Source organism: Variovorax sp. KBW07 (assembly GCF_003852515.1).
Taxonomy (GTDB): domain Bacteria; phylum Pseudomonadota; class Gammaproteobacteria; order Burkholderiales; family Burkholderiaceae_C; genus Variovorax.
Genome location: NZ_QAJK01000005.1, coordinates 12238 through 24244, shown reverse-complemented (window position 1 = coordinate 24244; position 12007 = coordinate 12238). Strand labels below are relative to the sequence as shown.

Here is a 12007-nt window from a genome sequence, read left to right as displayed (position 1 = left end):
ACGGCCACCTGTCATGGTGACGCGCCCTTCGCTCCCCGAACCCAAGCCGCGCCGCGGCTGGCGTTGGGCCCTGCTCGGCATCCTTGTCGGCGTGCTGCTGGCGGTGGCGCTGTTCGCGCCGGCGCGCTGGCTCTCGGCCGCGCTGTCGAACTGGAGCCAGGGCCGGCTGGTGCTGGCCAACCCGCGCGGCACCGTCTGGAACGGCACGGCCGCCGTCGTGTTCGCCAGCGGCGTCGGCGGCTCCGAAGCCGCGTCGCTGCCCGGCCTGCTGCACTGGCGCATGCGGCCGAGCTGGGGCGGCATGTCCGCCAGCCTCGACCTGCCCTGCTGCGCGGCCACCCCGCTCCAGCTCAAGGCCAGCCTGCGCGCCGGCGGCATGCAGCTCGAATGGCAGGACGCGCGCTCGCGCTGGCCCGCCACCATGCTCACCGGCCTGGGTGCGCCCTGGAACACGCTCAAGCTCGAAGGCGCGCTCGATCTCTCCACCAAGGCCTTCGCCATGCAGTGGGACGGCCCCGCGCTGCGCATCGCCGGGCAGGCCACGCTCGACGCCACCGATGTTTCCTCCAGCCTGTCGACCCTGCGTCCGATGGGCAGCTACCGGCTCACGCTCGAAGGCGGCAACCGCCCCACGCTGCTGCTCAGCACGCGCGAAGGCAGCCTCGAACTGAACGGCAGCGGCAGCTGGAACGGCACCGCTTTTCGCTTCAACGGCGAAGCCAGTGCCGCACCCGGCCGCGAAGACGCACTTTCCAATTTGTTGAACATCATCGGACGGCGCAACAACGCGCGTTCGATCATCACCCTGGGTTGACCCGATCATGATGAAGCCACTGTTTTCGACCGGCACCGTCGCACTCGCCGTGCGCGTGCTGATCGCGGCCACGTTCCTGCAAGCGGCGCCCGCCGTGTTCGCGCAGGGCGACGCACCGCGGCGCGGCGAGCCGATCACCCTCAACTTCGCCAACGCCGACATCGAGGCCGTGGCCCGCACCATGGCGGTGGTCACCGGGCGCGACGTGGTGGTCGATCCGCGCGTCAAGGGCACCATGAACCTGGTGACCGACCGCGCCATCGCACCGGCCGCCGCGTTCAACCAGTTCGCCTCGGCGCTGCGGCTGCAGGGCTTCGCGGTGGTCGAAGCCGACGGCCTCTACAAGGTGGTGCCCGAAGCCGATGCCAAGCTGCAGAGCAGCACCGTCAACACCTCCATCGGTGCCACCTCGTCCAGCGGCAGCAACCAGATCGTCACGCAGATCTTCCGGCTCAACTACGAGTCGCCCAACAGCCTGCTGCCGGTGCTGCGCCCGCTCATTCCGCCGAACAACACCATCAACGTGAACCCGGGCAACAACTCGCTCGTGATCACCGACTACGCCGACAACATGCGCCGGCTGGCCCGCATCATCGCGTCGCTCGACGTGCCCAATGCGTCCGACATCGAGGTCATCCAGCTCAAGCACTCGATTGCCACCGACCTGCTGCCGCTGGTGCAGCGGCTGGTCGACGGCAGCGGCTCGGGCGCGCCGGGTGCCGCCGCTGCGCCGGGCGCCGCCGATGCATCGTTCCGCACCACGCTGCTGGCCGATCCGCGCAGCAACGCGCTCATCCTGCGGGCAGCCAATCCGGCGCGCGTGCAGCTCGTGCGCACGCTGGTCGAGAAGCTCGACCGCGCGCCCAACGAGAGCAGCAACGGCGCGGCCGGCAACATCTACGTGGTCTACCTGAAGAACGCCGATGCGGTGCGGCTGGCCGCCACGCTGCGCGCCGCCATGGCCGCCAACCAGCAGTCGGGCGCGCAAGGCGCCGCGGGCGGTGGCGGCGGCAGCCCGGTGCCGCAGCAAGGCAGCGCGCCGCAAGCCATGCAGACCAGCAACATGAGCGGCGGAAGCGGCGGCTCGGCCGCGGCCAATGCGCCGCTCAACAACGCCAACCAGCCCTCGACCGGTGGCCAGATTCAGGCCGACCCATCGACCAACTCGCTGATCATCACCGCGCCCGAGCCGCAGTACCGCCAGATGCGCGCCGTGATCGACCGGCTCGACGGCCGCCGCGCGCAGGTCATGATCGAAGCGCTGATCGTCGAGGTCAATGCCTCCAAGGCCGCGAGCTTCGGCGTGCAGTGGCAAAGCGCGCTAGGCAACAACGCACTCATCGGCACCAACTCGTCGCTGAACGGCAACAACATCCTGGCCCTGACCCAGGCGCTCGCGACCAAGAACCCGGCCGGCATCAAGCTGAACCCGGGCCTGAACCTCGGCATTGCCGGCAAGATCGGCGGCCAGTACATCCTGGGCGCCATCGCCAACTTCTTCAGCAACGACAGCGACGCCAACGTGCTGTCCACGCCCAACCTGCTCACGCTGGACAACGAAGAAGCCAAGATCGTCATCGGCCAGAACGTGCCCTTCCCCACGGGCTCGTACGCCAGCACCTCGGGCTCGGTGGGCGTCAACCCCTTCACCACCGTCGAGCGCAAGGACGTGGGCCTCACGCTGCGCGTGCGTCCGCAGATCAACGAGAACGGCACCGTGAAGATGGTGATCTTCCAGGAGATCTCGAACGTCGCCGCGGGCACCACCACCGACCCGAACGGCCCGACCACCAACAAGCGCTCGCTCGAATCGAGCGTGCTGGTCGAAGACGGCGGCCTCGTCATGCTCGGCGGCCTGCTGTCGGACACCTACGGCACCAGCATCGACAAGGTGCCGCTGGCCGGCGACATCCCGGTGGTCGGCAACCTGTTCAAGAGCGAGAACCGCAAGCGCGAGAAGAACAACCTCATGATGTTCCTGCGCCCCGTCGTCATGCGCGACGCCATCGCCACCGAATCCTTCGCCTACGACCGCTACGACGAAATCCGCGGCATGCAGCAGCGCAACCAGCCGAACGCCGACAACATCATGCTGCGCAGCGTGGACTCCGCGCCCGTGTTGCCCGAGGCACCGCTCCCGCGCAAGGGCCCCGCGGACTTCGGCAGCCTGCGCATGGAAGGCACCCAGCTCATTCCGCCGGCCCAGGCCGCCGCCGACAACCGCCGGCTGGCACCCAGCCCGCTGCGCGGCGCGCTGCCGCCCACGGCCGACCCGGTGAGCTCGCGCGAACTGCCCTGATCGTTCTATCCTTTCGTTCAACGCCTTTCCTTTCTCCACGCACACGCCCCGCTGACCCTGCCCATGCGCTATCCCCTGCCCTATGCGTTCGCACGCAGCCAGCAATTGCTGCTCGAGGAGGCCGACGACGGCCGCTACACGCTGTGGATGTCGACCCACCCCGCCCGCAGCGCGGTCGGCGAGGTGTCGCGCAAGTACGGCGTGCAGGCCTTCGAGGTGCTGGCCGACGGGCCCCTGGCGCAGCGCATCAGCGCGGCCTATGCGCAAGGCGAATCGAGCGCCGCCGCGGTGGTGAGCGAAGTGCAGAACGACGCCGACCTCTCTCGCATGATGCAGGAGCTGCCTGCGGTCGAAGACCTGCTGGCCAGCGCGGGCGACGCGCCCATCATCCGCATGCTGAACGCGCTGCTCACGCAGGCCGCGCGCGACGGTGCCAGCGACATCCACATCGAGCCCTACGAGCGCACGTCGTCCGTGCGCTTTCGCATCGACGGCACGCTGCGCGAAGTGGTGCAGCCCAACCGCGCGCTGCATGCCGCGCTGATCTCGCGGCTGAAGATCATGGCCGACCTGGACATCTCCGAAAAGCGGCTGCCGCAAGACGGGCGCATCAGCCTGCGCATCGGCACGCGCGCGGTCGACGTGCGCGTTTCCACGCTGCCCAGCGCGCATGGCGAACGCGCCGTGCTGCGCCTGCTGGACAAGAGCGAATCGAAGCTCACGCTCGAATCGGTCGGCATGCAGGGCGACACGCTGCAGCGCTTCGAAAAGCTCATCACGCAGCCGCACGGCATCATCCTCGTGACCGGGCCCACGGGCTCGGGCAAGACCACCACGCTGTATGCCGCGCTGGCCCGGCTCGACGCGAGCCGCAGCAACATCATGACGGTGGAAGACCCCATCGAATACGAGCTGCCGGGCGTGGGCCAGACGCAGATCAATTCAAAGATCGAGCTCACCTTCGCCAAGGCCCTGCGCGCCATCCTGCGGCAAGACCCCGACGTGATCATGATCGGCGAAATCCGTGACTTCGAAACCGCGCAGATCGCCATCCAGGCCTCGCTCACCGGCCACCTCGTGCTGGCCACGCTGCACACCAACGACTCCGTCAGCGCCGTCACCCGCCTGACCGACATGGGCGTCGAGCCCTTCCTGCTCAGCTCTTCGCTGCTGGGCGTGCTCGCACAGCGGCTCGTGCGCAAGGTCTGCACGGCCTGCGCCGGCGCCGGCTGCGACGTCTGCGGCCAGACCGGCTACCAGGGCCGCACCGGCATCTTCGAACTGCTGGTGGCCGACGAGACCGTGCAGGGCCTCATTCACAGCAAGGCCGCCGAAAGCGAACTGCTGCAAGCCGGCGCGCGCGGCGGCCTGCGCCTGATGCGCGAAGACGGCGAACGGCTGGTGCAGGCCGGCATCACCTCGCGCGCGGAACTGCTGCGCGTCACGCGCGACTAGCGACCAGCGCCCGCCCCCGCCATGCCCGCCTATTCCTTCGAAGCCCTCGATGCCAGCGGCCAGTCGCGCGAAGGCGTGCTCGAGGCCGACACCGCGCGCAGCGCCCGCACCCTGCTGCGCGCGCAGGCGCTGATTCCGCTGTCGGTCACGCCAGTCGGCAGCGACCACATCAACGGCACCGGCCAGCGCAGCGGCCTTTCCCGCTGGCTCGGCGGCGGCAAGCGCGTCTTCAACTCCACCGGCCTTGCCGTGTGGACACGCCAGCTCGCAGGCCTCGTGTCTTCGGGCCTGCCGCTGGAACGCGCGCTCACGGCACTCACGGACGAAGCCGAGTCGGAACCGCAACGCAACCTCGTCGCCTCGCTGCGCGCCGAAGTCAATGCGGGCTCGCCTTTCGCGCGCGCGCTGTCGGCGCACTCGCGAGAGTTCTCGCCCATCTACACCGCAGTGATCGGTGCCGGCGAACAGAGCGGCAACCTCGGGCTGGTGCTCGACCGCCTGGCCGACGACCTCGAAGAACGCCAGGCACTGCAACAGAAGCTGATCGGCGCCGCGCTGTACCCGGCCATCGTCACGCTGGTGGCCATCGTCATCGTGATCTTCCTCGTGAGCTACGTGGTGCCGCAGGTGGCGCAGGTGTTCGCGGGCACCAAGCGCTCGCTGCCCTTCCTGACCACCGTGATGCTGTCGCTGAGCGCGGGGGTGCGCAACTACGGCTGGTGGATGCTGTGCGGCGTGGTGCTCGCGGCCATCGGCGTGCGCCTGGCGCTGGCGCAGGAAGCCTTCCGCCTGAAGTTCGATGCCGCCTGGCTCAAGCTGCCGCTGGTCGGCAAGCTCGCGCGCGGCTACAACGCGGCGCGCTTTGCCAGCACGCTCGCCATGCTGGCCACGGCCGGCGTGCCGATCCTGCGTGCGCTGCAGGCCGCTTCCGAAACGCTGGGCAACCGCGCAATGCGCGCCGATGCGCTCGACGCGCTGGTGCTGGTGCGCGAAGGCGCGCCGCTGGCCTCGGCGCTGGCGCAGAAAAAACGCTTTCCGGGCCTGGTCTCGATGTTCGCTCGGCTGGGCGAGCAGACCGGCACGCTGCCGCTGATGCTGCAGCGCGCGGCCAACCAGCTCGGCGCCGAAGTGCAGCGCCGCGCGATGCACCTGGCTACCATTCTCGAACCGCTGTTGATCGTCGCCATGGGCGGCGTGGTGATGCTCATTGTCCTGGCCGTGATGCTGCCCATCATCCAGCTCAACCAATTCGTCAAGTGACAACGGCCACCCCGCAGGACGCAGCATGCCGGTAACGCTCGAAGACAAACTCGTGGTCGCGATCTCCTCGCGCGCGCTGTTCAACCTCGAAGAAGAAAACAAGATCTTCGAGGCCGGCGACAACGAGGGCTACATGAAGCTGCAGCTCGATCGCATCGACGAGCCGGCCGCGCCCGGCATTGCCTCCTCGCTCATTCGCAAGCTGCTGCGCTTCAACGAAGACGGCGTGCAGCGCGTCGAAGTCGTCATCCTCTCGCGCAACGACCCGGTCTCGGGCATGCGCATCTTCAAGTCGAGCGCCGCAGCCGACATCAAGCTGCAGCGCGGCGTGTTCACCCAGGGCCGCCCGCCCTTCGGCTACCTGCGGCCGCTGCGCGCGCACCTGTTCCTGTCGGTCAATGCGCAAGACGTGCGCGAGGCGCTCGCCGCGGGCTTTCCGGCCGCGCGCGTGCTGGTCGAGTCGGTCAAGGCCAGCGACGCCTGGCCGAACGAAGTGCGCATTGCCTTCGACGGCGATGCGGTGCTGTTCTCCGACGAGGCCGAGCGCGTGTTCCAGGCCGAAGGGCTCGACGCCTTCCAGGCGCACGAGCTCAGCAAGGCCGACCTGCCGCTGCCCGAAGGCCCGTTCAAGCCGCTGCTGATGGCCCTGCACCGCCTGCAGATGGCGGGCAATGCGCAGATGCGCATTCGCACCGCGCTGGTCACGGCACGCAGCGCGCCCGCGCACGAACGCGCAATTCGCACGCTCATGAAGTGGAACATCCGCGTCGACGAGGCCATGTTCCTCGGCGGCCTGCCCAAGGGCGAATTCCTGCGCGAATTCGAGCCCGACTTCTTCTTCGACGACCAGACCGGCCATGTCGATGCGGCGTCGCTGCACGTGCCGGCCGGGCACGTGTCGAGCGGCATCAGCAACGAAGGCTGACACCCCTCGAGGCGGCCGCCCATGCACGCCAAGGTCATCCGGTATTTCGTCGAGGTGGTTCGCGCGGGCTCGATCCGCAAGGCGGCCGAGCAACTGCACGTGGTGCCCACCGCGGTCAACCGGCAGATCCTCAACCTCGAGGAAGAACTGGGCGCGCCGCTCTTCGAGCGCATCCACAACACGCTCAAGCTCACGCCCGTGGGCGAGATCGTGCTGGCGCACGCGCGCGGCACGCTGCGCGAGTTCGATCTCGTGCGCCAGCGCATCGAGGCCATGCGCGGGCTGCGGCAGGGCGAGGTCACGCTGGCCACCACCGCCGGCCTGGCCGATGCCTTCCTGCCGGCCGTGGTGCAGCGTTTTCGCGAAGCGCACCCCGGCATCCAGCTCAAGCTGCTGGGCCTGCCCATCGCGGCGGTGCTGCGCAGCGTGAGCGAAGGCGATGCCGACCTGGCGCTGGCCTACGACGTGCCCGGCACCGCGGGTTTTCGCACCCTCTTCACCAGCGAGTGGCCCATCGGCGCGGTGGTGCCGGCGGGCCATCCGCTCACGGCGCACGCGACCACGGTGCTCGCTGAATGCGTGGGCTATCCGCTGATCCTGCCCGCGCCATCGCTGTCGATCCGGCCCATTCTCGATGCCGCCTTCGGGCGCTCCGCCATCAACGTGTCGCCGGTGATCGAAACCACCTCCACCGCGCTCATGCGCCGGCTGGTGCGCCAGGGCGGCGGCATCACGCTGCTCAACCGCCTCGACGTCGACGAGGAACGGCAAGACGGCTCGCTGGTCTTCATTCCGCTGCGCGACGCCACGCTGCGCGCCCAGACGCTCACGCTCGAAACGCGGGCCGCGCAGGCGCCGAGCCCCGCGGCCGAGCTGTTCGCGAACCACGTCGTCACCTGCCTCGACGAACTGCTGGCAACGTGATTCCGCCGCCAGGCACCGTCCACTTTTTGTGCACAGGGCGCGTCATTTATTGACTTTGCGCGCATGCAGGACCCGCTCCTAGACTCCCGTCGCTCCGATTCATCGGACGGAAAAAGAAAGGTCCACATGCTTTCGAACGATAAAACGATCCCCGCAGGAGACGGCGAAGGGGTCGACCAGAAACTTCCCCTTGGCCGCTGCGGCGCGCTGAGCCTGCAACACGTGCTCGTGATGTACGCGGGCACCGTGGCGGTGCCGCTCATCGTGGGCGGCGCGCTCGGCCTCTCGAAGGCCGACATCGCCTTTCTCATCAATGCCGACCTGTTTGCCGCGGGCATTGCCACGCTGGTGCAGGCCATCGGCTTCTGGCGCTTCGGCATCCGCATGCCGGTGATGATGGGCGTGACCTTCGCGGCCGTCGGCCCGATGATCGCCATCGGCATCGACCCCTCGCTCGGCCTGCCGGCCATCTACGGCGCCACCATCGTGGCGGGCGTGTTCGGCATCGTGGTCGCGCCGCTCATGGGCCGCGTGCTCGGCGTGTTTCCGCCACTGGTCACGGGCACCGTCATCACGCTGATCGGCGTGTCGCTCATGGGCGTGGCCATCAACTGGGCCGCGGGCGGCCAGCCCACGGCCACCCGCATGATCGACGGCGTGGCGCATGCCGTGGCCAACCCGGCCTACGGCGAGCCCGTGAACCTGGCCATTGCCGCGGCCGTGCTGGCGGTGATCATCGCGATCACGCGCTTCGGCAAAGGCCTGGTCGCCAACATCGCCGTGCTGCTGGGCATCGTCTTCGGCGTCGGCGTTTCGCTGGCGCTCGGGCGCATGCATTTCGACGGCCTGGAAGAAGCCGGCTGGATGGCCGTGACCACGCCCTTTCACTTCGGCCTGCCGCGCTTCGAGTTCACGGCCATTGCCTCGATGTGCATCGTGATGCTCATCACGCTGGTCGAGTCCACCGGCATGTTCCTCGCGCTGGGAGAGATCACCGGCCGCAAGGTGACCACCGATGCACTCACGCGCGGCCTGCGCGCCGACGGGCTGGGCACGGTGATCGGCGGCGTGTTCAACACCTTTCCGTACACCTCGTTCTCGCAGAACGTGGGCCTTGTCACGGTGACGGGCGTGCGCTCGCGCTATGTGGCGGCGGGCGGTGGCCTTCTGCTGATTGCACTCGCGCTGTTTCCGAAGATCGCGCACATCGTGGCCTCGGTGCCGCAGTTCGTGCTTGGCGGCGCCGGCATCGTGATGTTCGGCATGGTCGCGGCCACCGGCGTGCGCATTCTGGGCGCCATCGACTATGCGCAGAACCGGCACGCGCTGTACGTGATTGCCATCTCCATCGGGCTTGGGCTGATTCCCACGCTGTCGCCCAACTTCTTCCAGCACTTTCCCGCGTGGACCCATCCGCTGACGCACAGCGGCATCGTGCTCGGCACGCTCGCCGCGGTGCTGCTCAATCTTTTCTACAACGGCGTGCTGTCGAAGGAGCGTTCCTTCACACTGGCGGCACGCACTTCGCACGGCGCCGAATGACACCATGAAACCTGCTTCCCCCTCGCAACAACCCCAAGAACAGCCGCTGCTGATCGTCCGGCACGCCGACGTGCTGGTCACCATGGACGCCGCGCGGCGCGAGATTCCCGATGGCGCGGTGGTGATGAACGGGCCCGCCATCGCCTGGGTCGGAGCCACCGCCGAGCTGCCGGCCACCTACCTCGACGCGCTGCGCAACGGCCGCGCCGAAGCCATCGACATGCACGGCCACGTGGTGATGCCGGGGCTGGTCAACACGCACCACCACATGTACCAGAGCCTCACGCGCGCCGTGCCCGAGGCGCAAGACGCCGAGCTGTTCGGCTGGCTCACCAACCTGTACCTGCTGTGGGCCCGGCTCACGCCCGAGATGATCCGCGTGTCCACGCAGACCGCCATGGCCGAGCTGATGTTGTCGGGCTGCACCACCACCAGCGACCATCTCTACCTGTTCCCGAACGGCTCGAAGCTCGACGATTCCATCGAGGCGGCCGACACCATGGGCATGCGCTTCCACGCCGCGCGCGGCAGCATGAGCGTGGGCCGCAGCGCGGGCGGCCTGCCGCCCGACGAAGTGGTCGAGACCGAAGAAGCCATCCTGCGCGACAGCGAACGGCTCATCGACCGCTGGCACGACGCGTCGCGCCACTCGATGCGCCGCATCGTGCTGGCGCCCTGCTCGCCGTTCTCGGTGTCGCGCGACCTGATGCGCCTGTCGGCCGAACTGGCGCGCGTGCGTGGCGTGTCGCTGCACACCCACCTGGCCGAGAACGACAACGATGTCGCCTACTCGCGCGAGAAATTCGGCATGACGCCCGCCGAATACGCCGAAGACCTGGGCTGGGTCGGCCGCGACGTGTGGCACGCCCACTGCGTGAAGCTCGACGAAGCCGGCATCGCGCTGTTCGGCCGCACCGGCACCGGCGTGGCGCACTGCCCCTGCTCCAACATGCGGCTCGCCTCGGGCATCGCACCCATCGGCGCCATGCGGCGCGCGGGCGTGCCCGTGGGCCTGGGCGTGGATGGCAGTGCATCGAACGACGGTGCCCACATGCTCGGCGAAGCACGCCAGGCCATGCTGCTCCAGCGCGTGGGCTACGGCCCGGCCGCTATGACGGCGCGCGAGGCGCTGGAAATTGCAACCATCGGCGGCGCCCGGGTGCTGGGGCGCGACGACATCGGGGCGCTGGCGCCGGGCATGTCGGCCGACCTCGTGGCCTTCGACATGCGCGGCGTGGCGCATGCGGGCGCGTGGCACGACCCGGTGGCGGCGCTGGTGTTCTGCACGCCGGGGGCCGCTTCGCTGAGCGTGATCAACGGGCGCGTGAAGATTCGCGATGGGCGCTTCACGGGGCTGGAGCTGACGCCGCTGCTGGCGAGGCACCGGGATCTGGCGCGCACGCTGTACGAGACGGCGCGGCATCCGCATCTGGCGGGGCGATAAGGGCGGCGGGCACGAGCGCCACCGCAACTTCCTTCAGCGCCGCATCGTGTCCAACTGCGTCACCGGCGCGCCGTCGTTGCCCCACGACCCACGGATGTAGGTCAGCACGGCTGCCACATCGTCGGCATCGAGCGTCTGCCCGAACGGCGGCATGCCGTAGGGCCGCGGATTGCCTGCCGTCGATGGCAGGAAGCCGCCATGCGCGATCACCTGGATCAGGTTGGTGGGCCGCGCCATGTTCACCGCGCGGTTGCCCGCGAGCGGCGGATAGGCGCCGCTCGCGCCCTGGCCCTGGTCGCCGTGGCAGTAGGCGCAGCGCTGGTCGTAGATCTTCGCGCCGCGCACCATGGTGCTGGCATCCCGGCGGATGGGTGCGCCGGCGCGCGTGGGTGCTTCGGCCTTCGTCAGGTCGGGCACATCGGGCAGGTCTTTCAGGTAGCTCGCCATGGCCGCCAGGTCCGAGTCGCTCAGGTACTGCGTGCTGCGGAACACCACGTCGGCCATCGGCCCCATGACGGACGCGCGGGGCGCCACGCCGTTCTTCAGCAGCGACACCACGTCGGCCACCGGCCAGTCGGCCAGGCCCGCTTCGTGCGGATCGGTGAGCGATGGCGCGTACCAGTTCTCGACGGCGATCAGCCCGCCCGAAAGGCCGAGCCTGGTTTCCGTGGCACCCAGCGAATTGCGGCTGCCATGGCAGGCGATGCAATGCCCGAGCCCGTCGACCAGGTAGGCACCGCGGTTCCACTCGGCGGGCTTGCCCGCGTTGGCGACGAAGGGCTCGGGCTTGAACGAAAGCGCGCGCCACACGGCCAGCGCGGCCTGCGTGTCGTACGGAAAGCGCAGCCGGTGCGCCAGGTTGGGCGCCGGCGCGGGCGGCACGCTGCGCAGGTAGGCGTAGATGGCGTCCGAGTCTTCGCGCGTCACCTTGGTGAAGTTGGGGTACGGGAAGGCCGGGTACAGCAGCCGCCCGTCCTTGCTGCGGCCGTTGTGCATGGCGCGCCAGAAATGCGCGCTGCTCCAGCCGCCGATGCCGGCCTTGGCATCGGGCGTGAGGTTGCTCGAGTAGATGGTGCCGAACGGCGTTTCGAGCGGCAGGCCGCCCGCATACGGCTCACCGCCGCGCGTGGTGTGGCAGCCGGCGCAGTTGCCGGCGAGCGCGAGGTAGCGGCCGCGCTCGACCAGTTGCGGCGTGGCATTGAAGCTTTCGGCCTGCGTGGGCAGCGGGTCTTCGCCGCGCAGGTTCATGGCCAGGATGACGCCGGCGGCAATGGCCCCCAACACGACGAGGGTCAGCAGCGTCCAGCCGATGTGTCGCAATTTCATGGGCGCTTCTTTTTGTTC

At 69.0% G+C, this 12007-nt stretch carries 9 protein-coding genes; 8 read left to right on the top strand and 1 reads right to left on the bottom strand.

Annotated features, from left to right (window positions below; translation table 11 throughout):
• Positions 1 to 13 precede the first annotated feature (13 nt).
• From gspN to DBV14_RS01115, 8 genes are all read left to right on the top strand, one after another.
• Positions 14 to 814, top strand: a complete 801-nt coding sequence (gspN, locus tag DBV14_RS01150) for a type II secretion system protein N (protein WP_124457361.1) — start codon at positions 14 to 16, stop codon at positions 812 to 814.
• A gap of 7 nt (positions 815 to 821) precedes the next feature.
• Positions 822 to 3113 (top strand): type II secretion system secretin GspD, encoded by a 2292-nt coding sequence (gene gspD / locus DBV14_RS01145; protein ID WP_124457360.1) that lies wholly within the window; start codon positions 822 to 824, stop codon positions 3111 to 3113.
• Positions 3114 to 3176: 63 nt separating this feature from the next.
• Complete coding sequence (locus tag DBV14_RS01140) at positions 3177 to 4568, top strand: GspE/PulE family protein (protein WP_124457359.1); 1392 nt, start codon at positions 3177 to 3179, stop codon at positions 4566 to 4568.
• A gap of 21 nt (positions 4569 to 4589) precedes the next feature.
• Complete coding sequence (gene gspF / locus DBV14_RS01135) at positions 4590 to 5828, top strand: type II secretion system inner membrane protein GspF (protein ID WP_124457358.1); 1239 nt, start codon at positions 4590 to 4592, stop codon at positions 5826 to 5828.
• Between the two features lie 25 nt (positions 5829 to 5853).
• On the top strand, positions 5854 to 6753 hold the full coding sequence (locus DBV14_RS01130) for a 5'-nucleotidase (RefSeq protein WP_124457357.1): 900 nt from the start codon (positions 5854 to 5856) through the stop codon (positions 6751 to 6753).
• A gap of 21 nt (positions 6754 to 6774) precedes the next feature.
• Positions 6775 to 7677 carry a LysR substrate-binding domain-containing protein gene (locus tag DBV14_RS01125; protein WP_124457356.1) on the top strand — a complete coding sequence of 301 codons (903 nt, stop codon included), beginning with the start codon at positions 6775 to 6777 and terminating at the stop codon, positions 7675 to 7677.
• Positions 7678 to 7803: 126 nt separating this feature from the next.
• Positions 7804 to 9219: a nucleobase:cation symporter-2 family protein gene (locus tag DBV14_RS01120; RefSeq protein ID WP_124457355.1), complete on the top strand. Its 1416-nt coding sequence runs from the start codon at positions 7804 to 7806 to the stop codon at positions 9217 to 9219.
• 4 nt (positions 9220 to 9223) lie between these two features.
• Positions 9224 to 10663: an 8-oxoguanine deaminase gene (locus tag DBV14_RS01115; RefSeq protein WP_124457354.1), complete on the top strand. Its 1440-nt coding sequence runs from the start codon at positions 9224 to 9226 to the stop codon at positions 10661 to 10663.
• Between the two features lie 33 nt (positions 10664 to 10696).
• On the opposite strand, the gene DBV14_RS01110 is transcribed toward DBV14_RS01115, so the two are convergent.
• Positions 10697 to 11989, bottom strand: coding sequence for a cytochrome c (locus DBV14_RS01110; protein ID WP_124457353.1), 1293 nt, complete (start codon positions 11987 to 11989; stop codon positions 10697 to 10699).
• Positions 11990 to 12007 lie beyond the last annotated feature (18 nt).

Coding starts and splice junctions, on each gene's coding strand:
- gspN (WP_124457361.1), top strand. CDS start 14: ATGGTGACGCGCCCTTCGCTCCCCGAACCCAAGCCGCGCCGCGGCTGG.
- gspD (WP_124457360.1), top strand. CDS start 822: ATGATGAAGCCACTGTTTTCGACCGGCACCGTCGCACTCGCCGTGCGC.
- DBV14_RS01140 (WP_124457359.1), top strand. CDS start 3,177: ATGCGCTATCCCCTGCCCTATGCGTTCGCACGCAGCCAGCAATTGCTG.
- gspF (WP_124457358.1), top strand. CDS start 4,590: ATGCCCGCCTATTCCTTCGAAGCCCTCGATGCCAGCGGCCAGTCGCGC.
- DBV14_RS01130 (WP_124457357.1), top strand. CDS start 5,854: ATGCCGGTAACGCTCGAAGACAAACTCGTGGTCGCGATCTCCTCGCGC.
- DBV14_RS01125 (WP_124457356.1), top strand. CDS start 6,775: ATGCACGCCAAGGTCATCCGGTATTTCGTCGAGGTGGTTCGCGCGGGC.
- DBV14_RS01120 (WP_124457355.1), top strand. CDS start 7,804: ATGCTTTCGAACGATAAAACGATCCCCGCAGGAGACGGCGAAGGGGTC.
- DBV14_RS01115 (WP_124457354.1), top strand. CDS start 9,224: ATGAAACCTGCTTCCCCCTCGCAACAACCCCAAGAACAGCCGCTGCTG.
- DBV14_RS01110 (WP_124457353.1), bottom strand. CDS start 11,989: ATGAAATTGCGACACATCGGCTGGACGCTGCTGACCCTCGTCGTGTTG.